The sequence below is a fragment of the Bacteroidota bacterium genome, from assembly GCA_016699695.1.
Lineage (GTDB): Bacteria > Bacteroidota > Bacteroidia > Bacteroidales > UBA10428 > UBA10428.
Map to the genome: position 1 here is coordinate 3,677,758 of CP065006.1, position 26,168 is coordinate 3,703,925.

The window sequence follows — 26,168 nt, forward strand, 5'->3', positions numbered from 1 at the left end:
TTGTTTAATCTGTTAAAGTAGAATTATAAACCAATTTCGAAAGTTTTATGCGAAATAACAGGGCATCTGTTTTATTTCGACAAAGCATTTTATTATGAGAATATGGAACAAAATAAATATTTAGGTGCAGAAATGGATTTAACCTTAAAATATGTTGTATCAAAGGTTTTTCAAGTGCAAGGTGGGTACAGCAAATATTTTAATTCGGGCATAACTAAAAAGTATTTTAAAAACGATGGCGTTGAAACCCGATCTCAGCAATGGGCATATATGATGGTAAGCGTAAAACCACAGTTTTATAAAACCCCAGCTGTAGTTGAAGAAAAGTAAAACAAAGGAGTTCAAATTTTAAAATTGGTAAGATGAAAAAAGTAATTATTATTCTTTTAATACTTATAAGTATTAGCCTTCAAGCTCAAACGGTAAGATTGGCTGCTGCTGGAAACCTTCGGTTTATACTAGAGGAGATCAAAGCAAAATATGCGGTGGCGAACCCTCATGTAAAATTAGAAGTGACCCTGGGTTCATCGGGTGCATTGGCACAGCAAATTACCAATGGTGCCAACTTTGATGTATTTATGGCTGCTGATAAAATCTATCCTGAAAAACTTAAAGCCCAGGGAATTACCAAAGGCGAAATTAAAACCTATGCCTATGGGAAGTTGGTTATTTGGAGCAACACCATTGATGTATCAAAGGGCATCAACATGGTAACAGATATTTCGGTAAATCGCATTGCTATTGCAAAACCCGATGTGGCACCTTATGGGTCACGTGCAGTTGAAGCCTTAAACTATTACAAACTGTTTGATAAAGTGAAGGACAAAATAGTGTATGCCGACAACATCGCACAGGCCGCTCAATTTGCCCAAACTGGCAATGCCGAAATTGGATTTATAGCCTTGGCTTTGGCACTGGCTCCCGATATGAAAGGAACTTACATCGAAGTGGATCCTAAAAGCTACAGTCCTGTGGAGCAGGCTATGGTGCTTTTAAAAACCTGGGAAAATAACCCCGAGGCAGCAAAATTTATGGCCTTTGTGTTGAGTGCTGAGTGCATGCCTATTTTTGAAAAGCATGGTTTTACGGTTCCTGAATAATTTGCCAATAAATCAATGAGACAATTTGAGAATATGAAATAATTGATGTGCTAATGTGTTAATTTTAAATAATTCATCTTTCAATCAGCAAATTAGCACATTCACAAATTGGTAAATTAATTATATGAACAAACTAACGGGTATCATAAGCCAAATACAACAAGCCGGAGCCATTTTGTTGGTTGATGTCGATGTAAATGGGCAGGTCTTTTCGGCCCTGCTAATCGAGTCAGCTTTAAATCCACATTGGATGCAAAAAGGTAAAGCCGTTGAGCTGGTTTTTAAAGAAACAGAAGTGACATTGGCTAAGAATCGTAATGGTTTAATAAGCCTGCGTAACCGCATGGATTGCGAGGTGTTAGAGGTTGAGCGTGGCGAATTGTTGAGCAAGGTAAGCCTGAAATTTCAGCAACACATCCTTGTTTCAGCCATTACTACACGGGCAGTCGATTCGCTGAAAATAAAGGCAGGCGATGCCATTGAAGCCTTGGTAAAATCAAACGAAATATCACTAATGTGCTAATTTAATAATATGCTAATGTGCTAATTAAACTCCCATAAGCACTTTATCACTTTATCATATAAAACTATTAACACATTAACACATTAAAATATGGATCCTGCTTTTGCACAAACCCTCTGGTTAACATTTAAACTTGCCTTTTTAACCACAATTATATTAATAGCAATTGGCCTACCTATTGCGTACTGGTTCACTTATTCCAAATTTTGGATCAAACCATTTGTTGAGGCATTGGTGAGCATGCCTATGGTGTTGCCGCCATCGGTAATTGGCTATTATATGTTGGTAGCATACAGCCCACGCAATTGGTTTGGGGGATGGCTGGTTCAAACATTTGATCTACGCCTGGCTTTTACCTTCGAAGGGGTGCTGATAGCATCGGTTATTTTCAGTTTGCCGTTTATGGTGCAACCCCTGCACAATGGATTGCGTTCGTTGCCCGATAGTTTGCGCGAAGCATCGTATACCCTCGGTAAAACTAAATTGTTAACCTTTTTTAAGGTACTCATGCCCAACATTAAACCATCAATCATCACGGCACTGGCCCTTACCTTTGCCCACAGTATTGGAGAGTTTGGCATTGTGCTAATGGTTGGGGGCAACATGCCAGGCATAACCCGTGTGGCTTCCATTGCAATTTATGATGAGGTTCAGGCACTCAATTTCTCGACAGCAAATAAATACGCCTTAATTCTTTTCACTATTTCGCTCATTTTGTTGACTATTATTTATAGCGTAAACAAAAAGCATGATCCATGGAAAACAATCTAATATCAATCGATATAGAGAAAATGATGCATACTGCCAATGGCAAAATGAACCTTGCAGTTAAAACCGATATAAAGTCAGGCGAATTGGTGGCTTTGTTTGGTACTTCGGGAGCAGGCAAAACTACGCTTTTGCGCATTTTGGCCGGTCTTGTAAAGCCTGACAGGGGCCTTATAAAATTTGGCGATACGGTTTGGTTCGATTCCGAGAAACGCCTTAATATTGCCCCTCAGTATCGCAACATAAGCTTTATGTTTCAGGACTATGCACTTTTTCCTAACATGACAGTGGAACAAAACATTCAATTTGCCCAACCCGAACAAAACCCCAAAGACATTGATGATTTACTTACGATTTTTGGCTTGGCCGAATTCCGAAAACGGAAAACCACCGGGCTTTCGGGTGGACAAAGGCAACGCGTTGCGCTCGCTCGTGCATTGGCCCGCAAACCACAATTGATGCTTTTGGATGAACCGCTATCGGCTCTCGATGCCACCATGCGGATTGCTTTGCAGCACGAAATTTCTCGTGCGCACCAAATGCTGGGCGTTACTACCATTATGGTGAGCCACGATTTAAACGAGGTATTTCGTTTATCAAGTCATGTACTTTGCATTGATAATGGTTTAATCGGGCGTAGCGGTAAGCCCGACGAAGTTTTTTGCGACAGTAGCATAAGCGGGAAAGTCCAAATTACCGGACAGCTTGCACGTATCGATAAACAGGATACAATCAGCATTCTTACTGTAATATCGGGAAGTAATCAAATAATTAAAGTGATTGCCTTCGACAGCGACATGGAAAACCTCAGTATTGGCGATCAAGTGATGGTTTTTACCAAAGCATTTAACCCCATTGTAAGAAAAATTACACTCTGAGATTCAATGCTTCTTGGAAAGCATTTTATGACAAGCTAAATTCTAAGTGTTTAAAATGTCCGACTGTCAGATCAAGTTTTAACCATATATATCAGTGTACAATGAGTTACATTTACGAGCCACCTACTTTGCCCACCCACCAAGGCCCGCATGCTCGCAGACCATTTGTTAGTGTTCGTTAACTAGTATTTTATTGTTTTCTTTATTCCAATCATTTGATTATCACCAATGAATTGCAAAGAATAAATACCACTAGGAAAATTTGATAGGTCTATATATTTTGTTTCAAGTATTTCTAAATAAGTTGAAAATATTAGGTTCCCATTGACATCAAATATATTAACATTAATCTTATTAGGGTTATTATTACATACTTGAATAGTATTGTTTGAAGGAACTGGATATAACAAGATATTGCCTAAAAGACTATTGTCATCAAGGGCACCCCACCCATCACTTATATCGCACCCACATTCGAGAGAAAAATCTGATTGATAAACCTTCTCGCTATTTTTCCAAAAACAAGATAGTATATTATTTGAAAATTTACATTGTTCATAATCAGCAGATGGCTCAGTATACGGTAATATTGGGTTACTTAAACTACCTACTCCCTCAATCCAGATAGGATTACTAAAGAAATATTGCTCAGGAAAACCTTCATATTGTTGATGTTCAGGACCTGATAAATAAAATGCTTTTCTTTCTCCAATAATTGTATTAATAATTTTAATACTATCCAATTTGTAAAAACCCAAAGAATCAACTCCAGTCCAATTGACATTGAATAATTTTATGCTATCGCCAACATTCATTGAAAAATCTAAATAAACGTATTCTTTATCTATTCCAGTTTTTTCAAAGTTTGTCCGAATAAATACTCTTTTGTTCAAAGAATCTTCTCGTAAAAAACCATGAATCAATGTATCATATAAATAGATGCCACCTTGATCTGTATCGTATTCCTCAAGTATTTTATAATTTATTTCATTAATGGACGTGTCTCTATTAGCATAATATTTATAGGTTCCCACTCCTTCAAATACTTGCGTTACAATATTCCATTGAGTTGTTCCACCCATTATTGGAAAATATTCTTGGCCATTTACTTGAATTAGACTGATAATTCCAATTATTAGTCCAAATAGCTTTTTTGCTTTCATGATTTGTTAGATATTTAAGAATGATGAGTAAGTTAAAGAAAAGGTTGCTTTTGATGAACACTAACGGTGGGGGTATGTAAAGTTGCCAATTGCGGGCGATTTCCTATCAATTTACACAAAAGTTGAAGCGGGCTACAGCCCTTGAATAACCTACTAAACTGGCAATTTTTTATACCGCGTGTTAGCGGACGTTGTGTTGAAAGCTTCCCCTAATTAGTAGCATTTAAAATTAAACTTTTTAAATTAATGTTTATGTCCTGTTGAAATGTGGGAAACTTTGTTGGGCCTTGTGGGCGGTGAAGTTTTCCATATTTCAATAGGAATGATACCGGAGTGTGGTACATCAGCGAACTATGGGGTCGCTCATTATTGTAAGACCATAGCCATGCATTTGAGATTAGTTGTGCCTGTCGGATGTTTTCAAATAGGTAACTATCCAGAACTTCTTCACGATAGCTTCTGTTGAATCGCTCTACATAACCATTTCTATGCGGTTTTCCTTTGGGAATAAACTTGAGTTTTATATTCTTATCGTTTGCCCAGTCTTCCATAGCCTGGGCGATAAATTCCGGCCCATTATCAACCCTTATGTGTTCGGGTTTGCCTCTCCAGTCGATTAATCGTTCCAGTTCCCTGATTACCCGCAGACTTGTAATACTTGTACCTAAGGTGATAGTCAAAGCTTCCCGGTTAAAATCATCGATTACATTAAATGTCCTGAATTTAACTCCGTTATTAAGCACATCATGCATAAAATCCATGCTCCAGGTTAAGTTAGGTAATAGCGGCTGTAACAAGGACTCCTGCGGGCGCAATGGCAGCCTTCTTTTACATTTTCTTCTCAAGTTAAGCTTCATCTCGGTATAAACCCGATAAACTCTTTTATGGTTCCAGAAATGATTTAATTGCCGCAGGTGATAGTGCATCATCCAAAATCCCCACCGGCGATGAACCTCTGCTAGTTCTGCCAGCTTGTCCTTAATTTCCTGATCATTCCCCGCAATGGGTTGATAATAATATACACTCTGGTATATATTAAATAGCACACAGGCCTGCCGAATGCTCAACGTGTGCCTTTGTTGAGCATAGGTTACCAATTCCCGTTTCTCTGCAGGCCTTAGAGCTTTTTTTTCAATTACATCTTTTAAAACCGTGATATGCAACGCCTGTTCAGCTACAATCTTCTTGTATTGCGAAAGTTCTCGTTCCAGTTCCTTAAGTCTTTTCAACTGGGTTACCTCCATCCCTGAATACTTTGATTTCCACTGATAAAAAGTTGGTTGGCTTATACCATGCTCCCGGCAGATATCCGAAACACTCTTGCCTTGGTCCTGCTCTTTCAGAATCTTGATGATTTGACTCTCTGTAAATTTTGTTGTTTTCATTCTACCAAAGTTAACGATTAAACTATATTTTTAATCGCTACTGTTTTGGGGGAAGCTTTCAGTAGGGTTTCGTGCGGGATTTCGAGGCAATTTCCTATCAGTTTACTACCTGCTTTGTTTACGAGCCAATCCCGCTCGCAAACCTCTGAAACCCGCATGAACTCTACCATGTGTTGCCAACAGTACGTTTTCATCTCAGAATAATCCAAATCCTTAAAGTTTAAAGTATATTTTTCAAATCTTGCATTCCAACAATTGCCATTATCTCAACCATATTATCATTGATCCTGTAATATATGGTGTCAGAGCCACAAGGACATCTTCTATATCCTGCTTTTATGTAATCCACAGATTCAAATGCAAATGGACTCTCGGCAATAATTTCAAAATAGTCAAAAAAAGTATCAAAGTATTTGTCAGCTTGAGAAATACCAAATTTTTTGACTCCAAAATGATGAATGCGAATCAAGTCCTCTTTGGCTGCATAGCTTAGTCTATACTCAGCCATTAAGCAGAGATTTTGACTGTTTTAAAATTTGCTCTTTGGTATCACTTGTAAATCCACTCCTTTCGGAATTTTCCAATTTTGCTCTAATCCAGTCAATATGAGCCTGCTGTTTCCGAGCCTGTCTAATCAAATCGTTGACAAGCTCACTTTTGCTAGAATATTCTTCACTGTCTATTTGAGCTTTCAACCATTCATCATTTGGTTTCGAGAAAGATATACTTTGTCTTGACATAGTTTAATTTTTTGATGTAAAATTACACCAAATATGAATCATTTGCAAGTTTTTGTCAGTATTGTTGGCAACGCCCAGCAGTATGCGCAGTGCGGGAGTTTTGGAAAGCCCGACTGTCAGAACTACTGAATGTTAATTGCTTGTACATGGCTCAAATATAGCAAAACAACCCGTATTGCGTATACTGCTTGTTGCGTGCAATGGGTTTTTGTTTTATTTCTTTGTTCTATCAATCCCAATAAACAGCTAAAGCGAAATATCCAAACAGTTTAGCGCAATTGGATTTTAAAATCCCGTTGTAGCTTAATTTTTAGAAATCTCACGTTTACGATAGCCTTTATAAATCAGCACATAAAAATCTACTTGCAGCCAGAAGTCAATTTGTGTTTGACTTATTTACTTGCACTGGAAGTCATAATATAAGTAGGAGAGAGGCTTTTTGTAATCCGTGTATTAAAATCTACTTGCAGTCAGAAATCAATTTGTGTCTGACTTATCTACTTGCACTGGAAATCACAATACGAGTAGTAGCGAGGCTTGTCAGAATTGGCTCTCCCAATAACTCTTAAATCATTAAATCATAGAGTTTTCATACGTTAAATACATATCCAATAGCAAATCATAACAAACTTCTCAAATCCTATCGAGCGTTGAGTTCAAATGGTATCAGCATCATTGATTTCTTGCAGGTCAAATCAAAATAAAAGTGCAGCGATAGGAATCCTGATGCAGAACGTTAACTACAGTGTAGAAACTTATGCCGGGCTACAAAGTCAGATTAGAATCGGTTCATACAATCCCGAAGGATACCTATCGGTGTACTTTACTTTCATCCGATTTCCAGGTGTCACGGTTTTGATGCCATTGCACGCAACGCCCAGCAGTATGCGCAGTGCGGGGAATTTGGAACGCCCGACTGCCAGCACTACTGAATGTTAATTGTTTGTACATGGCTCAAATATAGCAAAACAACCCGTATTGCGTATAATGCTTGTTGGGCATAGTAGCGATTAGATTAAGTTAATTACAGTTTTCGCAATATGTTTTTCTTAAATATTCGTTTTCTAATAATTGAAAAGTTACCCCACCTTGACCAAATGGATCAAATATCTCACAAAATCTTGAAGAATTAATATTATACGCATTTAGTAGAATTGTCCTATAGTCAGCACGCTTCGTCATTTTCTCATCAATTATTGTCAGGTTTAGATAGTAAAACAATAAGTCCTCGTCAACATCAACACTTTTAACCTTTGTCTCTAAAAGTTTGGTAGCCCAATCATACTTGGTATATGAAGCAAAGTATTGGGCCAAACTTAATTCTACTTTAACAGATTAAACAAAACCCTTGTAAACATTGATATTTCAAGGAAATTCAGTATCTTCAATGCACAGAAAAACAGGCTTATCGTTCCGAAAAATGTTTAATACAACGTAAAAATAATAATCGATATGGAAAAACACTGACCTCTGTAATAGAGCGAGTTAGTGTTCACCTTAATGATTATCAGCATGTATTTTGTAATTCAACAAAGAAGTTCTTTGACAAAGCACAGCAATATTCATTAGGAATAATACAAAGTCAGATGCGCAATATTGAAAGAATAAGCGAAGATTTGGGAGCTAACTACCATCAAATGCAGCACTTTATAACTGAGTCTAACTGGGATCATCGAGTTTTGATAAATCAAGTAGCCCAGGAAGTAAGCCAGGTTTTACCCAAAAGAAAACTTACAGGATTGATTATTGATGAAAGTGGTTGGGTAAAAAAAGGCGACCATAGCGTAGGCGTTGGACATCAATATTGTGGGAATGTAGGGAAACTATCAAATAGTCAGGTTGCGGTATTTGCTTGTTTAAGTAATGGGGATTTTGCATCAATGGTTGATGCCCGACTATACCTTCCCAAGGCTTGGTGTGACGACAAGACAAGATGCGAAAAAGCAGGCGTTCCTGTAAAGCACCGAACATTTAAAACTAAGCTCGAACTGGCATTAGAAATTATTCGCCAGCAAGTAACCAATGGCATCATCTTCGATTTTATTGGAGGCGATGGTTATTATGGTAACGATGTGGATTTTGCCAGCAGCATAGATTTGCTTGGTTATCTGTACATGCTGGATATCCATAAAGACCAAAAATATATTTGGAACGTCCTGACTTGGCTATTCCCGAGCGAAAAAGCAATAAGGGTCGTGAACCCAAGAAATTAAAAGCAACTACAGACGAATTAAGTGTATCAAAATATTTACAGACTTTAAATGACGAAAATTGGCAGCGTATTAGTGTTCGTAATACAGCCAAAGGAGTTCTTGTAGCTGACTATCATTTTATAAAGCTTTGGATAATCAATAACAGTAAAATGCAAGTAGAGCAAAGGTTACTGGTTATCCGTAAAACGAAAACCAAAGAAGGCAAGGACGAAATAAAATATTCTTTTACCAATGCTAATCTTGAACAATACACTAAGAAAGCTATAGCCTATATGCAAGCACAACGGTACTTTGTAGAACATTGCATAAAAGAATCAAAACAGATACTCGGGCTAGACCAGTTTCAGACACGAAAATGGCTTGCATGGCAACACCAGGTTGCATTAAACTTTTTGGTCTCGTCATTTATTTTAAAAGAAAAATTGCATTGCTTTGATGATTTACCTTTACTATCGGCTCGTGATATTAAAGAATTTATCACTTTTAAACTTTATAAACAGATGACCGAAGAACAAATGATTGATAGAATTTATGACCGGCATTTAAAACGACAGCGTGATATAAATTACTCATATTCAAAATTGTAAATCTGTTAAAGTAGAATTAAATAATCATTGTCTGATAATGTGATGTATTTGTAATTTGAATAAATATATTTCAATGATTTATCCTTATTAATAAAATCGCCTTGCATCATGTAATATTCGCACATGATTATCTCATAATTTATAAGCATTCGTTTTACCAAATTGTCAGGAATACCAAACTTCTTTAATTCGCTAATTTCTTTTTTAAAATCAATCGGATTTACAGCACTAGCACCTAGAAGCCAAACCTTGAATTTAAGAGCACAAATATTGTATTTAATATGCCCATCTTTAGGGATTAAGTCTTGTAATTCTGTTAGTTCTTTATAGGTACTATATACATCAAGTTCATTCATTAGATATTTGAATATAGAATTTTTATTCAATAGTAAGCTGAATTCTGATTTTTGTGGAATTTCAAGTTTATCGATGAAATTAGTTGGGATTTCATGATTTCTAACTTTTTCAAATATTGAGTTTTGAATATCAATAGCCTGCACAAGGTTCTTCTCCGAAATAGATTTTGAAAATAATTCGACTAACTCGATTACAGGTATACTTTTATATTTGTCTTTTTTCTGTAAATCCAGAATTATTATTGCTTTTCTATGCTTTTGTAAATATGGCTCCAATTGCAAAACAAGGTTTTTGTCTTTAAGCTTTTCCTTTATCTCATCTTTGCTTAATTCGGCTAAATAAGAATATTGTGTAAGGGAAATATCCTTCAAAAAATCAACCCAATTTTCGGAAACTAAAATTTCTGTTACAATTGATGGCTTTTGATATGATTGTAAAGCAGAAACAATACTTTGCGCTCTCTCTTGTTGTAATTGGTTGTTCCTTACTTCATTGCCTTCTATGGATGAATAAGTGCGGATAGTGATTTTCTTGATATTATAATCAGTGAGATTTAATGAATCATATAATGGCTTGATATCTAAGCTTGAATATTCAGATTTATTCTTTTCAAAGGGAATTTCAAATTTTAATACCTTATTTTGTAAAACATATTTTTCTTGCTCTGAAAGCGATGTATCAAATGTAGATTTGTAGGTGAGAGTATCAAAATAGAAACCCATATCTAATAAATCCCAGCGATAAGTCTTTAAATCAAAGAAGCTATTGTAATAGCATAGGTATTTATTTTTAAGAAAGATTATGTTAAACTCTACATCTTTATCTAAATACTTATCAGGCACTTTTCCCATCTTTATTGATACTTCTCCGTTTTTTGAAGGCAGCATATTTTGTTCAAGTTCTTTTTTATATAATGGATTCTGCAAATCTCCTTTTATAAGTAGTTTATGTTCAATCTTTTCTTTAGAGCAATCATAACTATCTTTACTTACTATGTCGATAGCTATACCATCACCACTCTTTTTTATCATCATCTCATACCATTCTTTTCGGGTTACAACAAAATATAGATTGTCGTATTCGTCTCTTTGAATCCCAAATTGAATTTCTTTAGGTTTATTGTTTATTAGGTCTAAACAATCCTGACACTTTTTATAGTAGTCATTTCCAGGATTCTTAATATCAAAGTATTGTTGACCAAATGAATTTGCTGTCAACAAAATCATTGAGAAGGTTATAATTCTATTAAATAGTCACCCCTTAAAATGACATTATGTTATTGTATATTAACATGTTATGTTGATAATTTTCCCTAGAAAGGCGATATAATTTGCAAGAAATTTGATAATTTGCTGAAAAGCTTTGCAAAATGGTGGCAAAAACAGAAAGGCATCCTCAATTGAGCATCTTCAGAACCCCGTTGAAACAGTTTATTAATTTGGATCATGAAATCTGCGTTTTGGCAGACAGAATTGATTGGGAATCAGTGACGAATGATTTTAAAGGGTATTACACGGAATTTGGACGACCCTCAGTTCCTTTACGAAGAATGATTGGGCTTGTCCTTCTCAAGTACATCTATAACCTTAGTGATGAGAATATTGTGGATAGATGGGTTGAAAATCCTTATTGGCAATATTTTACCGGAGAAACTAATTTTCAGACTGATAAACCATTCGATCCCAGTGAGTTTGTGCATTTCAGAAAGCGGATAGGTGAAAAAGGAGCCGAAAGATTATTGAAGTTATCCATTGACATATTTGGCAAAGAAGCCAAAGAAAAAGAAGTGCTGATTGATACTACTGTACAGGAAAAAAATATCACCTTTCCGACCGATACCAAGTTGCATAAGAAAATCATAGATAAGTGCAATACAATCGCTAAAACTGCCGACATACCACTTAGGCAAACCTATAAACGCACAGTTAAGCAATTAATGATAGATCAACGTTTTCGAACTCATCCGAAACGCAAAAAGAAAGCCATGGCAGCCGCCAGGAAGATTAAAACCATAGCCGGTCGGCTTGTACGAGATTTGCAAAGAAAAATGACTGATGATCAACTTAATTTTTATGGTCCAAGGCTCGAACTATTTCAACAAATACTACAACAACAAAGAGATACAAAGAACAAGATATACAGCATCCATGAACCTCATGTAAAATGCATAGCAAAAGGAAAGGAAGCAAAACCTTACGAATTCGGAAATAAAAGTAGTATTGTAAAAACCCGTAAGAGTGGGATAATAGTTGGAGCCCTGGCATTTAATGAAAACATTTACGATGGAGATACCCTGGATCCACAATTAGCACAAATTCAACGGGTTGCTGCTTATAGCCCAAAAGTAGCCATTGTTGACAGGGGTTATCGGGGAAGGAAATATGTTGCAGACACACAAATACATACTCCAAAACATTTACCTTCTTCTGCCACAAAATATCAGAAACAACAGGCCAGAAAACGTTTTAGAAGCAGAGCCGGAATAGAACCCGTAATAGGCCACTTGAAACATGATCATCGTATGATCCGCAACTACCTTAAGGGTGAATTAGGTGACAAAGTCAACACAATAATGGCAGGAACTGCTTTTAATCTGAAGAAAATGCTCTTAAGAATTAAAGCAGATCTAAAGAATATTTTATGCCAATATATTGAAACAATTTTTCAAAGAACTTTTGATATTATTTTGATCTCAAAATATCCTTTAGCGTAAAAAGTGACTTTTTAAGGGACGACTAAATAGTCACCCCTTAAAATGACATTATGTTATTGTATATTAACATGTTATGTTGATAATTTTCCCTAGAAAGGCGATATAATTTGCAAGAAATTTGATAATTTGCTGAAAAGCTTTGCAAAATGGTGGCAAAAACAGAAAGGCATCCTCAATTGAGCATCTTCAGAACCCCGTTGAAACAGTTTATTAATTTGGATCATGAAATCTGCGTTTTGGCAGACAGAATTGATTGGGAATCAGTGACGAATGATTTTAAAGGGTATTACACGGAATTTGGACGACCCTCAGTTCCTTTACGAAGAATGATTGGGCTTGTCCTTCTCAAGTACATCTATAACCTTAGTGATGAGAATATTGTGGATAGATGGGTTGAAAATCCTTATTGGCAATATTTTACCGGAGAAACTAATTTTCAGACTGATAAACCATTCGATCCCAGTGAGTTTGTGCATTTCAGAAAGCGGATAGGTGAAAAAGGAGCCGAAAGATTATTGAAGTTATCCATTGACATATTTGGCAAAGAAGCCAAAGAAAAAGAAGTGCTGATTGATACTACTGTACAGGAAAAAAATATCACCTTTCCGACCGATACCAAGTTGCATAAGAAAATCATAGATAAGTGCAATACAATCGCTAAAACTGCCGACATACCACTTAGGCAAACCTATAAACGCACAGTTAAGCAATTAATGATAGATCAACGTTTTCGAACTCATCCGAAACGCAAAAAGAAAGCCATGGCAGCCGCCAGGAAGATTAAAACCATAGCCGGTCGGCTTGTACGAGATTTGCAAAGAAAAATGACTGATGATCAACTTAATTTTTATGGTCCAAGGCTCGAACTATTTCAACAAATACTACAACAACAAAGAGATACAAAGAACAAGATATACAGCATCCATGAACCTCATGTAAAATGCATAGCAAAAGGAAAGGAAGCAAAACCTTACGAATTCGGAAATAAAAGTAGTATTGTAAAAACCCGTAAGAGTGGGATAATAGTTGGAGCCCTGGCATTTAATGAAAACATTTACGATGGAGATACCCTGGATCCACAATTAGCACAAATTCAACGGGTTGCTGCTTATAGCCCAAAAGTAGCCATTGTTGACAGGGGTTATCGGGGAAGGAAATATGTTGCAGACACACAAATACATACTCCAAAACATTTACCTTCTTCTGCCACAAAATATCAGAAACAACAGGCCAGAAAACGTTTTAGAAGCAGAGCCGGAATAGAACCCGTAATAGGCCACTTGAAACATGATCATCGTATGATCCGCAACTACCTTAAGGGTGAATTAGGTGACAAAGTCAACACAATAATGGCAGGAACTGCTTTTAATCTGAAGAAAATGCTCTTAAGAATTAAAGCAGATCTAAAGAATATTTTATGCCAATATATTGAAACAATTTTTCAAAGAACTTTTGATATTATTTTGATCTCAAAATATCCTTTAGCGTAAAAAGTGACTTTTTAAGGGACGACTAAATATTCTCATCATTATTAAAATTTTCAATGTTTGAAGGGGTTTTTAGCTATTGTGCCCAACGGTCCCACGATACCGAGTCGGACGGGTTGGCGGGGTGATCACCTATCAGTTTACAATTACGTTGTTTACGAGCTGCAAACCTACGCACCCCAGTGAGCCCCGTTTGCTCGGTATCGTGTGTTGTGTTTTAGTGCTTTATTCTCCGCAGTCTGTCCGTGCGATTGGGCAGCCATACTCTTTGACAAGTTTTGGTCTATGCGTTGGCATTTTTGAGCGACTTGGCAATGTGTATGGTTGCGAAGGGTAGGTATTTATAAAGTTATTTCATGTTCTTCAATATTATATTTTTCTAATAGAAAATTGTCAATTTCAGTTTTGATAGTCATTTCAGTCAATATAAGTCTTTCTTGCTCCGATAAAGAGCATAATCCAAAATTTTTCACATAGTTCTTTGCTAACGAAAAAAAGTCTCCAGAATAGGGTTTGCTCGTGTGTTTAATATAAAACCAAAATATTTTGGACATAAGAATCTTTTGAAGAATCAACAAATCTTCACTTGAGTCAGAGATAACTGCATAGCCATTATAAAAAAGTAAATTCTTATCGTCTGTATATACAAAACAAGGTGAACTTGATATATATGGGAATAATAGTTTGTACCCAAATATTGTCAATGCTTGGTTTCTGCCATATGCATACCATTTTTCATATTCTCTCGTACCTTTATCACGTTGTGCTAGAATTTCTTGCTTTGACTTTAGATATTGATATGCAAAAGGGAATTGTGACTTTAGATAAGGTTCTTCAAATATTTTAATCAATCTTTTAGATTCATCAAACAAATCGTTTTCATCAATCAACTCATATGGAAATATAAGTTTCTCTGTATGGTTCACAATTTCTAATTCTGATTTTAAGGTATTTGGCTTAATTGCATTCTTGCAAATGCCTCTCTCTACTTTAATTTCTTTTTCATCTTGTTCGAAAAAGTAAAACTCTTCTGTTTCTCTGATGGGTTTAAAAACATAGATGTCGTTTTTTAGAGTTGCAAATCCATTACGTATTTCAAATTTTTTTCCTAGAGGTTCTCCTGTATTTTCGATTTTTGAAATAAGTGTGTTAATCCTATCTTGGTTTAAATACCAGCCCTCAAAATCATCCAGTTTTGAATATGGAATTTTTATGTAATCTTTTTTCTTAATATTATTTATACTACCACTATTGGTATTTAAATATTTTATTACAGGTGATTGTTGCTTACCAATTGTGCAGATACAGGTATATGTAGAACGACTTTTAAACAATTGTTCACCTCCAAAATCAATTATTGTAAGGTCAAATTCATTTTCTGAAAAGTATTTTCTGATTGCTCTACCATTTAAGCTTTTTATGAATGTATTAACCGTAATATATCCAAGTATACCAATATTATTAAGGTTTTCTAACCCTATTTGAAAGAACGGGATATATAAATCAGCTTTCCCTGAACTTGATACAGACCAATTCTTCAATAAATGCTTTGATTCAGAATCAATTTTTGTTGAACCAACATAAGGCGGATTGCTTACGATAATGTCGAAGCCATTATTCTGACTAACATGTCTTACTTTATTCCAATCAAAGTCAAGCGCATTTCCTTGAAATAAATTGAATTCAAAGGTTTCACAATCTTCACCCTTTGATATTGCAAGTAAGGATAGAAGAATTTTTGTACGTTCAACGCTGTATCCCTGAATATCTAGTCCATAAACACTCTTACTATAAATTTCATAGAAGCTTTTATTTGTGTTTCTTCTGACAATATTGGCAATTGTTATAAAAAAGCCGCCACATCCACATGCAATATCACCAAAAATAATCTCTGCTTCTTTTTTTTCTTTTTTGAATTTATGAATTGTTTCTGACACAATGTATTCCCTGATAAACTTAGGTGTATATACTGCACCATTAACTTCTTTGTCTGCAGGTGATACAACAAACTCAAACAGTTTTATTAGTTCCTCAATATCCAGACCTACTCCTTTAAATAGGGTTAAAAAACTACCCAACAGTTTTAATTCTTCTTCATCTTCTGATATTAAATAATTTTGAATTAACTTATTCTTAATATTTTTAAGACCATTTAGCGCTACAAAAGAACTAACCAACAATCTATTTATATCCCTTACTTTAAATGAGTATTCTTTGAGAAACCTAAGTATGTTTTGATTTATATCCAATGTTTTAAGAATTAATTAGTTGTGGGCAAATAGTTATGGGACTCCACAAGTCGCTAACTTCAATATCATTATGAGAATACTTCCATTGACTAGCATGGGTATGGATATATGGTTTAAGAATGAGGTTTTGATATTCTACAATAAGATTCATGTATTCATTGCTTTCCTTTCTCATTTTTGACCAAGTTTGTGGGAAAAAATTTGAGAGTGTAAAGTCAATCCCCAAAATTGCTTCCATTGGATAATGAGCAACTCTTGGGCTATCAAAAACAATTAGATGCCCGGTTTCAAGAGCTTGATTATTTTCTTTTAGCTTTCTTCCTCCAAATTGAAAGTGATAGAGTGGGTGAGGATATTCAGCTTCTCCATCTTCTTCTCCTTGAATATGTCTATCAAGATGATATGATGTTGTTAAAATGACTGGCTCTTTATCAATAACCCTTGTACCTTCAATCACAATATTAAATTCAAGCCATTTAAAAGTATCTCGTAATGTATTTAGGTCATTACAATCACCTATGGCTTTGATATCCAAAATAAGTTTTAAATCTTTGCAATCGTCAGGTATAGTATGTCTTGGGGTGCTATTAAAATTGAATATAAGTTGATTTAAAGAGTAACCCCAATAGTTATTATTAGCATTCCCATTCGGGATCTTCTGAATTCTCTCATTATTTCTAAGCTCTGACATTGCACTTTCAAATGAGCTTATCTCAGCCGTAGGGAAATAAGTCAATAGGATTCCTTGCAACTTCCTTAGGTCAGTTGCAATTTTATTCCTGATTTTCATTTTATCATTTGAAACAGGCATTACAAATACTCCTGTTTAATCTCCTCAAAGCGTTCCTTTTCTTCAGGATGTATTACCAATCCCTTTTCTTTTGCATCGCGTTCAAGAATTGATTCTAAAGAAATGTATATCTTATCTTGCCAAGGTTTTAATTGATTTCCATCAACCAGGAACCCATCTTTAGGGTCTAAAGGTTTTAGATATGCCTGACAAACTGTCCAGAACTTTGTACTTGTCGTTTTAGCGATTGGTTCTGCTACTTGTATTTCTTTAAGTTTAAATTTTTCTTTTATCAATTGGACTCTATTTTCAGCATTTAGGCGGATTAATAATATATTTGGAAAATTTTTACTCCACCAATCCATAATACCATTAAACCACCATCTTTCAAATACGTTACAAAAGACTCCCGAGTATTTATAATCTTTTAGATAACCTAATATTTTATTCCAATCTTCTGATTTTTCTACGTTAATCCCTAATCGTGCAGCCAATATTTTCTCGTCAATTAAAATCCCTGATTTACGAATGATTTCATTAAAAATATATTGAGAAATCTCTGACACTGAAGTCCCTTCTCCAGTAAGGAATTTTGATGTAAATATCCTATTTTCAATATCTTTAACAGATGGATAGTCAAGCATTTTTGCAAAATCTGTTTTCCCTTCACCAATTAATTTATAAGCTTCTGTTATTGATGCTATTAGTTTTTCGTAATTGGTGCCTTCACTACCAACAGTTGCCTTAGTGAATGTGTAATCAAATAAATCGTGGCTAGATGTATCTGAATCAAAATACTTTATAAGATTATCTTTGCTAGAAATCAAGAATATTGGAAATTCTTTTTTGAAACCATCTTCAATTAAAAAATGAGAACGAATTCCTGTTGCCAGAATTGGAGCAGTGTATTTAGCAACTCTTTCACCTTGCTGGTTTCCATCCAATCTTAAATCAAGAATTAAGGCATCAATATTAGATTGTTCATGGATTAATTCATCTCGTAATGTCTCAAAACTCGTAGGTTTTTTAATCGATATCTCGATTAAACCTAATGTCGATAAGCCATCAGCATATGCTTGACTCCTATCTTCATTTTCATCATCAATATATATTACTTTATAAGCCATAATCTTCCTTTTCTTCTGGTTTTGCAACTGGTACTGTTATTCTAATATTAGTAGAAAATCCCTCTGGAGCATTTTCAATTGAAATTTCCCCGTTGTAACTTTCAACAATGTCACGGACAATTTTTAATCCTAATCCCGTTCCTGTTAACTCATCTGTTGACGAAGCTTTGTGACCTTTAGGAGAGGATGTAGTGAAAAATGCATTGAATATTTTTTCTCTATTTTCTAATGGAATTCCATCGCCGTTATCAATGAATTCAACATTTATTGTGTTATTTATTTTACTCGCTTTAATAAGAATTTGTCCCTTATCTGGTTTCGCTCTTTTAATTGCCTTTTTTGAATTACTGTATAAATTAAATAGTATTGAAGCCCATTCTGAAGTGTGCATTTTGCAGGTAAACAAATCGTAACCATTAATTTCAGAGTTCATATCAATATTATTTCGTTCCCTATCTGGCTTGATTGTTTGCACAAATGGTTTTATCACGTCTCTGATTTCAACAGGTTTTAACTCCTGATTCACATTTTGCGATATGGTTTCATCGAAATAGGAGGCATACACGTTAAAAGATTGAAATGTTCTTCGCAGTCTTATGGCTCTTTTATATTCTTCAGATGCCCTGTTGAGATTTTCTAAAATATATTTGGTATCAATATCAAAAGTTCCGAGGTAGTTCATTATCTCATGTGTAAACTCGCCTATAATCAATCCAAGTCCTGCAAGAACCCGAATCATATTTAACTCATCAATACTTTTAACGGCATCTCTCAATTGCTGTGCTTTTTTTCTATATTCTTCAGCTTTCTCTTTCTCTTCCTGCTTATCGTGTTCACTTTCTGAACTATCATCTTTATTATCCTCATTGGCATTGCTCTCTTCACTCTTTTTCTCAATATCATCTGCAATTTTTTCCAAATCATCAGCTGTTTCTAAGATAGATTCTTTAGGACTTTTAGAGTATTTCTCAGTCCATCCTTTTTGCGTTGTTTGAGTTTTTCGTCCACGAGCTTCAGCAACTCGAGTGACAGCTGCAGTTAATGCTTTGTATACGAAATCAATTAACTCTTCATATGCTTCATTGTAAAAAACACCTTCTCTACTTGATAACTCTTGAAAATTACCGTTCTCGTCATCTATTTCAACAAATCCAATAAAATTATTATTACCATGAGCTGGCAAAATAATCCTTTTACGAACAGATGCATCTAAACCCAACCAATCATTATTCGGTTCTCCATATGGTAGCACTCTAAATCCATTTCTATACATTCTAATACCACCTTGTTCCCTTGTAACTTCTCTAATATAACTTTCTGCTTGTTTAGGAATTAAACCAGAAGAATAAATGAAATAATATGCTTTGAATCTAATTCCACTTAATTTTAAATACTTGTTTTCGTCTGAACCACTTAACTCAACCGGTTTTTTTGTAATAGCATCAACTTTGCTATTATTAATCATCCAATATCCTATACCTTTTTCAACATAACCTTCAATTTCAGCTAAAGCATGTTGATAAAACATTGATTGTTGATTGGCTATTTCAATACCATCTTTTGAGCAAAGAATTTCAAACCCAGGGTCAACGATTGCAGCGTCTTTTCTTTTCTCTTTTTTTGAAACAGGAAAAGGTTGTATTACATCAATTGCATACCTATAAACACGTTTAATCATTAATTCAGACCACCACTCACGTAAGTCTTCAATTATTAGCTTTGTACCTTGTTCTTTTTCTTTTGGTATTTCTTCTATTTTATTAGATATAACATAAAGGTCTTCATCCATTAAATACTTTACCCAGTTTACTACAATTTTTAAAGCCGATTCGGAATTCTTCGTTTGTGTAATAATGGTTAATTTGTTCCCTAAACGCTGAGTAGAGAATCTTCCAATTCCCTTTTTGCCAGCTCTGCTTCTTTCATAAATAGGTGAGACCGGCTCATGAATTTTTGATGTTGAAGAAATGCGCATAAAACCATTTATTAATTGGTCTCTGGTCATTCCTGCACCATCATCATCAATAATTAATGTTCCTCCAATATTATCAACATTTAAAAAATGCAGTGTCGCTTTTGAAGCATCAGCATCGTAAGCATTTTTAACCAATTCAGAAACAGCTGTCTCGTGTCTTGCAACTAATTCTTTACCAAGCCTATCAATAACACCTGAGTCTACTGAAAATCGGACATTATTCTTGTCTAAAGAGGCAAGTTGGTGTGAAAGCTTCAATATTTTATCAATATTGTTAGGGTCATTTGCTATTGTTTCAGTTAACTTTGCCCTTATTTTAGTTTCATCCATAATATCCAATTTTTCTACATTTTTTCAATCAATTCATTTTTCAACCAATTAAAAGCATCACGTTGATTGTATTTAATATCTGGTCTTAGCAATGCTTCCATATCACCTATAAACTCAAAACTAACCTCTTTCTCTTCAATGTTAAGTAAGAACTCTTTTTTACTTGGTGGTCTTTTCCCTGTTGCAAACGAAGTGTATTCCTTAAAACAAGTTATGATTTGCTCATAGTCCAAATTAATATTTTGCCGTGAATAATCTAAATCAAACAAATCTCTTCCTTTGCTTCTTTGATATAATGCCCTAAGTTTTGTTCCTAAAAGTTCGTTTATATTGTAAGTTCTCAATTCAGCTTTACCAGAGAACCATTCGCTTTTAACTTTAAAAGGAAAATCAACCCAATCAAGCACATTAAAATGTTCCTTGCAGTTAATTTCGAGTTTCAATCGCATTCGTATTTCTTCATATTCCGATGTGAAACGATATAATGCTTTTGCTCCATGTCCTCTTACCTGCGTTTTTCTTGGTTCTTCAAAAAAGGTAATTACCTCGTTTAACCTTTCCATTATGGGTTTTATTGGGCCTTCTTTAATTTGCACCAAATCAATATCCTCAGAATATCGAGGTGCTGGATTAAGATAGAGTTTATGCAAAGCTGTTCCTCCTCTGAATGCAAGATTTTCTCTCAGGAAGTCATCAGAGAATATTTCCACTAAGGTTCGGGAAATAATCAAATCCTGCTCAACCTGAGAAAATTCATTCCATGGTGCGTGTTCCTGCCACTTTGCTATATATGGTTTAGGTATCATAAATCGCTTTCTAATTTTACATTAACATCTACTTTCCACTTATTATCAACTGCACCTGGTTTTTCTTTTGATTTTGGGCTTAATAAAACTGGGAAGAAGTTTTTTGTTTTTAGTTCTGTATAAATCATTTCTTGAAACTTTTCATCCATACCAAGTTCTTCAAGCAAAAATCCGAATCTTTGCAAAGTACTTTTATTCGGATACCAGTTTAAAAGTTCTGACAAATCAGATTCTGTTAACTCTTCTGTCAGTTCCTCAATTGTTGCAAGCAATCTGTTTATTCCACCCAATTTTGTCTGATGATGTATTAAATCAACAATTGTCAAAGCCGGGCTGGAAATTTTAAAAATCCCTGCATCTGATTTCTTTTGCTGAATATTTTTATCAGACCAGTTGGTTGTTGTGAAAAACCGAATGTCTATATTGTTTTTTGATATATCGTTAAATTTTGGTTTCTCAGTTATTAAGTAATCTCGCTGAACCTGTTGGTGACTTGCTCCATTAAATTTAGCTGCGGAAAATAAGCCTACATAATAATTCCTATCCAGATATTTAAATAATTTTTCACAGTAAAGTTGTAGAGGGAGTTTTTTCGCTGAAGAATATCTAGGTGTGATTATTAAATAAAATCCCTTTCTAAGATTTACTATTTCTCCTTTCTCTGACAATCTAAGGAGTTCAAATTTTAAAGAATTACTGCTACCTGCTGTTTCTTTAGCAATCTCATCCAATGAAAATGAGTAGTTCTCAATTGATAACAGATATTTTATATATTCTTTTGCATTCATGTTTAGTAAGTATTCGATAAAAGTATCAAATTAATCTACCGATCTCAAATTATTACTACGATTTCTTTGTGCGATGGCAAAAAAACAACTCTTTTAAAAATTTTGGAAGTGGGTTTGCTTGTGGGATTTTTAAATGTGTTGTTTGCGGGTCGGCATGTGCACGGTCTCTCATAGCATTAAACACAACGTTTTATGGTAGCGAGTCGTGCGGGATTTCGAAGCTGTTTCTTATCAGTTTACTACCTGTCTTTTTTACGAGCCCCAAACGCCCGCAAACCTCGGAAACCCGCATGCTCGCTGACCATGTGTTAGGTTTTCGTTGCTTCTACAGATGTTTCCATCTTGCAATTAGAGTTTCACTTATCTTATCAAGATTTGGCATTAATTGTGCCTGATTAATATCTTCCTTTTCAAGCAAAACTAATAAATTATCAGCTTCACTCTTTGCTAATTCTATTTTATAAAGAATCGGATTTTCTAATTCAATTTCTTTTGTTTCAATGTCAATGGTTTTATCCAAACTTGGAAATTCATGATATTTTAAATAGAAATCTTTTATTTTTCCATCAATTCTTGTAAAAACTCCTTTTTGAGATTTTATGTATTCATTTCCATGATTAAAATCAAAAAGGTATTTATAGCAAACAGTTTATTTTCATTTGTACTCCAAACTTCTGAATATCTTTTTTTATTAAAAGCCCAAATACATATGTTTTCAAATTCTTCTTCATTCCTATATTCTCTGCCGACTGCAAAATATGCTGCAAATACAGGGTCAGTAGTCCAATCTAAAAGTCTAGTTGGGATTCCATGATGTTGAGCAAGAGGAAAATGGTCTTTAAGAAAAAAATCAGAAGAATGTTGAACTTTATCAGAATATGATGGCGTATGAAAATTCTTTTCCGGTATTTTAAAACCTAAAATCCTTGCCAAATTTGTGAAATCAGCCACAGCCTTAATTTCCGCTTGCGTTTGTAACATGAATTTTTTTTCAAATTCATTAATGTCTTGGTCTTGGTAATCTTGTGAATCATCAATTTTCTTTATTAATGGGTCTAATGTAGTATTTGGCTCTCTCCAAGCAGATGGTTTTAAATTCCAATTACTGTTCCATTGACCACGAAAAATCCACTCACATTTTTCATAGTTTTCATTCCACCAAAAATCATTAGATTTTCTAATAAAATTCAAATATTCTCTCGCATTAAAAGGAATGGATTTATCTGTACAATTAATAATTTTAATGGCATTCATTTAGTAAAATTTTATTTGTAGAGTTCTCTTGCAATGAAACCTAACGTGCCCGCGGTATGAAAAGTTGCTGTTTGCGGGCTATATAATGCAAAGTTACACAAAAATTAAAGCGGGCTACAACCCTTAAATAAACTACTGAACCAGCAATTTTTTATACCGCGTGTTAGCGGTTCGTGCTTCTATTCACTCCATTTCTGCATAATATTTTTATCCCACAACTTTTTTGCAAACTCCAAAAACTCTTTTGGTCCATCAGCAAATGCTTTGTCAAATTTATAGTCCCCACCGTAAAACTCTTTGTCTGAAACCTGAACTTTATTTTGTCCTCTCACTGCGTATTTCTGTTGTCCTTGATACATGATTATTTTCATGTCACACGGACTTACGTCACCGTGGCAAAAGGTTTTATACATTAACCACACTTCTGCAATTCCATCACTATTTAGGTCGGTTACTTGAAAAGTGTTTTTTACAAAATTGACCTCAATGTCAACTGGGCATTCTTTAATAAAGTCGTAAACCTTCCATGTCAAACGGATACTATCCTTACCAACTATGTAGTGGTAAGCGTAAAGTGATGCGTCTCTGTAATTGTCTGAAGGGGCTGTCTTGTTAATTATCTCGCCAGTTTCAGTCGTCACAACGATGTTATCACCTAATTTGTCTGTCCAACGAATCGCTGATTTAATTGTACCTGTAAATTTTATTCCGTCTGGAAGTTTATTTATGTCAAGGTTGGTCGTAGTGAAAGCTTCCCCTAATTAGTAGCATTTAAAATTAAACTTTTTAAATTAATGTTTATGTCCTGTTGAAATGTGGGAAACTTTGTTGGGCCTTGTGGGCGGTGAAGTTTTCCATATTTCAATAGGAATGATACCGGAGTGTGGTACATCAGCGAACTATGGGGTCGCTCATTATTGTAAGACCATAGCCATGCATTTGAGATTAGTTGTGCCTGTCGGATGTTTTCAAATAGGTAACTATCCAGAACTTCTTCACGATAGCTTCTGTTGAATCGCTCTACATACCCATTTCTATGCGGTTTTCCTTTGGGAATAAACTTGAGTTTTATATTCTTATCGTTTGCCCAGTCTTCCATAGCCTGGGCGATAAATTCCGGCCCATTATCAACCCTTATGTGTTCGGGTTTGCCTCTCCAGTCGATTAATCGTTCCAGTTCCCTGATTACCCGCAGACTTGTAATACTTGTACCTAAGGTGATAGTCAAAGCTTCCCGGTTAAAATCATCGATTACATTAAATGTCCTGAATTTAACTCCGTTATTAAGCACATCATGCATAAAATCCATGCTCCAGGTTAAGTTAGGTAATAGCGGCTGTAACAAGGACTCCTGCGGGCGCAATGGCAGCCTTCTTTTACATTTTCTTCTCAAGTTAAGCTTCATCTCGGTATAAACCCGATAAACTCTTTTATGGTTCCAGAAATGATTTAATTGCCGCAGGTGATAGTGCATCATCCAAAATCCCCACCGGCGATGAACCTCTGCTAGTTCTGCCAGCTTGTCCTTAATTTCCTGATCATTCCCCGCAATGGGTTGATAATAATATACACTCTGGTATATATTAAATAGCACACAGGCCTGCCGAATGCTCAACGTGTGCCTTTGTTGAGCATAGGTTACCAATTCCCGTTTCTCTGCAGGCCTTAGAGCTTTTTTTCAATTACATCTTTTAAAACCGTGATATGCAACGCCTGTTCAGCTACAATCTTCTTGTATTGCGAAAGTTCTCGTTCCAGTTCCTTAAGTCTTTTCAACTGGGTTACCTCCATCCCTGAATACTTTGATTTCCACTGATAAAAAGTTGGTTGGCTTATACCATGCTCCCGGCAGATATCCGAAACACTCTTGCCTTGGTCCTGCTCTTTCAGAATCTTGATGATTTGACTCTCTGTAAATTTTGTTGTTTTCATTCTACCAAAGTTAACGATTAAACTATATTTTTAATCGCTACTGTTTTGGGGGAAGCTTTCACGTGGAGTACGGGGCGATAACCTATCAGTGTACAATGAATTACATTTACGAGCCACCTACTTTGCCCGCCCACCAAGGCCCGCATGCTCGCAGACCATGTGTTGTGCAAAGTTAATTGTAATTATAAACCTAATATTATTCTTCCTTCAATAACTGAACAAGTATCTTTTAAACATTTTGCCCCATTTTCATAAACATTAATAATTCTATCTCTTTCAGCTTTAATATTGTTAAACTCTTCCAAAATAGGATGGTCAATATAAATTCTAGAATTATTATGGTTTTGAGTATTTCCTGGCAAATATTTTACTTTATATTTCATCCCTATGATTGCTTTCTTATAGTAAAAACTGTTATTATATAAATCTAAATAGCCAGCATATAATGTGTCTCCAATTTTAAAATCGTATTTTAAACCAAAAGTTTTAGCTGAATTATCTGAGCCTTTTAGTTTGCAAATAATTGTTCCTGTTGTTTCAATTCCATTTTCCAATATTAGTCTATCTTGTTTCTTGTTATTATTTCCAAAAAACCATAAAAATAGAAATCCTACTACTAGAATTATTAGAACAAACCATAATTCTTTCGATATCTTTTTAAATATATTCATATAGAGTATGTTTTTCAATTTTGCACAACGGTACGCCAATATGAGCAGGCTGGGAATAAAAGCACCAACCCAAAAAACCAGCGATACCGCGGATTAAATATACAAACTTTTCTATTTCTGCAACACCCAGCTTGCTTATATTGGCTGTTATAGCCTGGTGGCGGCGTGTTAAAAGCGCAAACCTATATGGGCGCACAAGGTTTGGAACATCATTTTGCCCCCGGAACCGGATTTAATTGCTATCTCATCTATCTGCCGGGCATTTAATAGCTGCAGGACTTGTCATGGTGCCAGGCAAAGTGGCGGAAAAGTTGTTTCAAAAACCATTAGCC

General features: G+C 35.1%; 23 protein-coding genes and 2 pseudogenes. 9 read left to right on the plus strand and 16 right to left on the minus strand.

From position 1 onward, the window contains the following. Positions 1-102: 102 nt before the first annotated feature. The 5 genes from IPM71_15350 to IPM71_15370 all read left to right on the plus strand — a co-directional run bounded on the left by IPM71_15350 (position 103) and on the right by IPM71_15370 (position 3,269). On the plus strand, positions 103-330 hold the full coding sequence (locus IPM71_15350; protein QQS50937.1) for a hypothetical protein: 228 nt from the start codon (positions 103-105) through the stop codon (positions 328-330). 32 nt (positions 331-362) lie between these two features. Further along, positions 363-1,100 carry a molybdate ABC transporter substrate-binding protein gene (modA, locus tag IPM71_15355; GenBank protein QQS50938.1) on the plus strand — a complete coding sequence of 246 codons (738 nt, stop codon included), beginning with the start codon at positions 363-365 and terminating at the stop codon, positions 1,098-1,100. Positions 1,101-1,224: 124 nt separating this feature from the next. After that, complete coding sequence (locus IPM71_15360) at positions 1,225-1,623, plus strand: TOBE domain-containing protein (GenBank protein ID QQS50939.1); 399 nt, start codon at positions 1,225-1,227, stop codon at positions 1,621-1,623. A 90-nt stretch (positions 1,624-1,713) separates the two neighbouring features. Then, positions 1,714-2,394: a molybdate ABC transporter permease subunit gene (gene modB / locus IPM71_15365; protein QQS50940.1), complete on the plus strand. Its 681-nt coding sequence runs from the start codon at positions 1,714-1,716 to the stop codon at positions 2,392-2,394. Then, complete coding sequence (locus IPM71_15370) at positions 2,379-3,269, plus strand: ATP-binding cassette domain-containing protein (protein ID QQS50941.1); 891 nt, start codon at positions 2,379-2,381, stop codon at positions 3,267-3,269. The genes modB and IPM71_15370 overlap by 16 nt, the downstream gene beginning before the upstream one ends. 182 nt (positions 3,270-3,451) lie before the next feature. On the opposite strand, the gene IPM71_15375 is transcribed toward IPM71_15370, so the two are convergent. From IPM71_15375 to IPM71_15390, 4 genes and pseudogenes are all read right to left on the minus strand, one after another. Then, positions 3,452-4,432, minus strand: coding sequence for a T9SS type A sorting domain-containing protein (locus IPM71_15375; GenBank protein ID QQS50942.1), 981 nt, complete (start codon positions 4,430-4,432; stop codon positions 3,452-3,454). A gap of 311 nt (positions 4,433-4,743) precedes the next feature. After that, positions 4,744-5,817: pseudogene (locus IPM71_15380) on the minus strand (IS3 family transposase). Positions 5,818-6,037: 220 nt separating this feature from the next. After that, the gene (locus IPM71_15385) at positions 6,038-6,325 is read right to left on the minus strand and encodes a type II toxin-antitoxin system RelE/ParE family toxin (protein ID QQS50943.1); all 288 of its coding nucleotides are present in this window, start codon (positions 6,323-6,325) and stop codon (positions 6,038-6,040) included. Next, on the minus strand, positions 6,318-6,557 hold the full coding sequence (locus IPM71_15390; protein QQS50944.1) for a type II toxin-antitoxin system ParD family antitoxin: 240 nt from the start codon (positions 6,555-6,557) through the stop codon (positions 6,318-6,320). The genes IPM71_15385 and IPM71_15390 overlap by 8 nt, the downstream gene beginning before the upstream one ends. Positions 6,558-8,143: 1,586 nt before the next feature. Here IPM71_15390 and IPM71_15395 point away from each other — a divergent pair. Beyond that, the gene (locus tag IPM71_15395) at positions 8,144-8,770 is read left to right on the plus strand and encodes a transposase (GenBank protein QQS50945.1); all 627 of its coding nucleotides are present in this window, start codon (positions 8,144-8,146) and stop codon (positions 8,768-8,770) included. Continuing rightward, a complete protein-coding gene (locus tag IPM71_15400) occupies positions 8,704-9,357 on the plus strand; it encodes a transposase (GenBank protein ID QQS50946.1) in 654 nt (217 codons plus the stop codon). Before IPM71_15395 ends, IPM71_15400 begins: the two co-directional genes overlap by 67 nt. 5 nt (positions 9,358-9,362) lie before the next feature. Here IPM71_15400 and IPM71_15405 read toward each other — a convergent pair whose 3' ends face one another. Then, positions 9,363-10,940, minus strand: a complete 1,578-nt coding sequence (locus IPM71_15405; protein QQS50947.1) for a hypothetical protein — start codon at positions 10,938-10,940, stop codon at positions 9,363-9,365. Between the two features lie 143 nt (positions 10,941-11,083). On the opposite strand from IPM71_15405, the gene IPM71_15410 reads away from it, so the two are divergent. After that, complete coding sequence (locus IPM71_15410; protein QQS50948.1) at positions 11,084-12,427, plus strand: IS5 family transposase; 1,344 nt, start codon at positions 11,084-11,086, stop codon at positions 12,425-12,427. Positions 12,428-12,573: 146 nt separating this feature from the next. Beyond that, the gene (locus IPM71_15415) at positions 12,574-13,917 is read left to right on the plus strand and encodes an IS5 family transposase (protein QQS50949.1); all 1,344 of its coding nucleotides are present in this window, start codon (positions 12,574-12,576) and stop codon (positions 13,915-13,917) included. A gap of 338 nt (positions 13,918-14,255) precedes the next feature. On the opposite strand, the gene IPM71_15420 is transcribed toward IPM71_15415, so the two are convergent. From IPM71_15420 to IPM71_15470, 11 genes and pseudogenes are all read right to left on the minus strand, one after another. After that, on the minus strand, positions 14,256-16,157 hold the full coding sequence (locus tag IPM71_15420) for an SAM-dependent DNA methyltransferase (protein QQS52856.1): 1,902 nt from the start codon (positions 16,155-16,157) through the stop codon (positions 14,256-14,258). A 10-nt stretch (positions 16,158-16,167) separates the two neighbouring features. After that, entirely contained in the window at positions 16,168-16,974 is an 807-nt protein-coding gene (locus IPM71_15425) for a hypothetical protein (GenBank protein QQS50950.1), read from the minus strand. After that, positions 16,974-18,080: a hypothetical protein gene (locus tag IPM71_15430; protein ID QQS50951.1), complete on the minus strand. Its 1,107-nt coding sequence runs from the start codon at positions 18,078-18,080 to the stop codon at positions 16,974-16,976. The genes IPM71_15425 and IPM71_15430 overlap by 1 nt, the downstream gene beginning before the upstream one ends. After that, entirely contained in the window at positions 18,070-20,385 is a 2,316-nt protein-coding gene (locus tag IPM71_15435) for an ATP-binding protein (GenBank protein QQS50952.1), read from the minus strand. The genes IPM71_15430 and IPM71_15435 overlap by 11 nt, the downstream gene beginning before the upstream one ends. Positions 20,386-20,399: 14 nt before the next feature. After that, complete coding sequence (locus IPM71_15440) at positions 20,400-21,191, minus strand: nucleotidyl transferase AbiEii/AbiGii toxin family protein (protein ID QQS50953.1); 792 nt, start codon at positions 21,189-21,191, stop codon at positions 20,400-20,402. Further along, a complete protein-coding gene (locus IPM71_15445) occupies positions 21,188-21,979 on the minus strand; it encodes a type IV toxin-antitoxin system AbiEi family antitoxin (GenBank protein QQS50954.1) in 792 nt (263 codons plus the stop codon). The genes IPM71_15440 and IPM71_15445 overlap by 4 nt, the downstream gene beginning before the upstream one ends. A gap of 325 nt (positions 21,980-22,304) precedes the next feature. After that, positions 22,305-22,499 carry a hypothetical protein gene (locus IPM71_15450; GenBank protein ID QQS50955.1) on the minus strand — a complete coding sequence of 65 codons (195 nt, stop codon included), beginning with the start codon at positions 22,497-22,499 and terminating at the stop codon, positions 22,305-22,307. Positions 22,500-22,576: 77 nt separating this feature from the next. Beyond that, the gene (locus tag IPM71_15455) at positions 22,577-23,233 is read right to left on the minus strand and encodes an FRG domain-containing protein (protein QQS50956.1); all 657 of its coding nucleotides are present in this window, start codon (positions 23,231-23,233) and stop codon (positions 22,577-22,579) included. A 179-nt stretch (positions 23,234-23,412) separates the two neighbouring features. Next, entirely contained in the window at positions 23,413-23,874 is a 462-nt protein-coding gene (locus tag IPM71_15460; GenBank protein QQS50957.1) for a hypothetical protein, read from the minus strand. Positions 23,875-24,092: 218 nt separating this feature from the next. Continuing rightward, positions 24,093-25,165: pseudogene (locus tag IPM71_15465) on the minus strand (IS3 family transposase). A gap of 182 nt (positions 25,166-25,347) precedes the next feature. Then, positions 25,348-25,836, minus strand: coding sequence for a hypothetical protein (locus tag IPM71_15470; GenBank protein QQS50958.1), 489 nt, complete (start codon positions 25,834-25,836; stop codon positions 25,348-25,350). Positions 25,837-26,168: the final 332 nt, after the last annotated feature.

Excerpts from the sequence above, each read along its gene's own strand:
- IPM71_15350 (QQS50937.1), top strand. The coding sequence starts at position 103 with ATGGAACAAAATAAATATTTAGGTGCAGAAATGGATTTAACCTTAAAA.
- modA (QQS50938.1), top strand. The coding sequence starts at position 363 with ATGAAAAAAGTAATTATTATTCTTTTAATACTTATAAGTATTAGCCTT.
- IPM71_15360 (QQS50939.1), top strand. The coding sequence starts at position 1,225 with ATGAACAAACTAACGGGTATCATAAGCCAAATACAACAAGCCGGAGCC.
- modB (QQS50940.1), top strand. The coding sequence starts at position 1,714 with ATGGATCCTGCTTTTGCACAAACCCTCTGGTTAACATTTAAACTTGCC.
- IPM71_15370 (QQS50941.1), top strand. The coding sequence starts at position 2,379 with ATGGAAAACAATCTAATATCAATCGATATAGAGAAAATGATGCATACT.
- IPM71_15375 (QQS50942.1), bottom strand. The coding sequence starts at position 4,432 with ATGAAAGCAAAAAAGCTATTTGGACTAATAATTGGAATTATCAGTCTA.
- IPM71_15385 (QQS50943.1), bottom strand. The coding sequence starts at position 6,325 with ATGGCTGAGTATAGACTAAGCTATGCAGCCAAAGAGGACTTGATTCGC.
- IPM71_15390 (QQS50944.1), bottom strand. The coding sequence starts at position 6,557 with ATGTCAAGACAAAGTATATCTTTCTCGAAACCAAATGATGAATGGTTG.
- IPM71_15395 (QQS50945.1), top strand. The coding sequence starts at position 8,144 with ATGCGCAATATTGAAAGAATAAGCGAAGATTTGGGAGCTAACTACCAT.
- IPM71_15405 (QQS50947.1), bottom strand. The coding sequence starts at position 10,940 with ATGATTTTGTTGACAGCAAATTCATTTGGTCAACAATACTTTGATATT.
- IPM71_15410 (QQS50948.1), top strand. The coding sequence starts at position 11,084 with ATGGTGGCAAAAACAGAAAGGCATCCTCAATTGAGCATCTTCAGAACC.
- IPM71_15415 (QQS50949.1), top strand. The coding sequence starts at position 12,574 with ATGGTGGCAAAAACAGAAAGGCATCCTCAATTGAGCATCTTCAGAACC.
- IPM71_15425 (QQS50950.1), bottom strand. The coding sequence starts at position 16,974 with ATGCCTGTTTCAAATGATAAAATGAAAATCAGGAATAAAATTGCAACT.
- IPM71_15430 (QQS50951.1), bottom strand. The coding sequence starts at position 18,080 with ATGGCTTATAAAGTAATATATATTGATGATGAAAATGAAGATAGGAGT.
- IPM71_15435 (QQS50952.1), bottom strand. The coding sequence starts at position 20,385 with ATGGATGAAACTAAAATAAGGGCAAAGTTAACTGAAACAATAGCAAAT.
- IPM71_15440 (QQS50953.1), bottom strand. The coding sequence starts at position 21,191 with ATGATACCTAAACCATATATAGCAAAGTGGCAGGAACACGCACCATGG.
- IPM71_15445 (QQS50954.1), bottom strand. The coding sequence starts at position 21,979 with ATGAATGCAAAAGAATATATAAAATATCTGTTATCAATTGAGAACTAC.
- IPM71_15455 (QQS50956.1), bottom strand. The coding sequence starts at position 23,233 with ATGAATGCCATTAAAATTATTAATTGTACAGATAAATCCATTCCTTTT.
- IPM71_15470 (QQS50958.1), bottom strand. The coding sequence starts at position 25,836 with ATGAATATATTTAAAAAGATATCGAAAGAATTATGGTTTGTTCTAATA.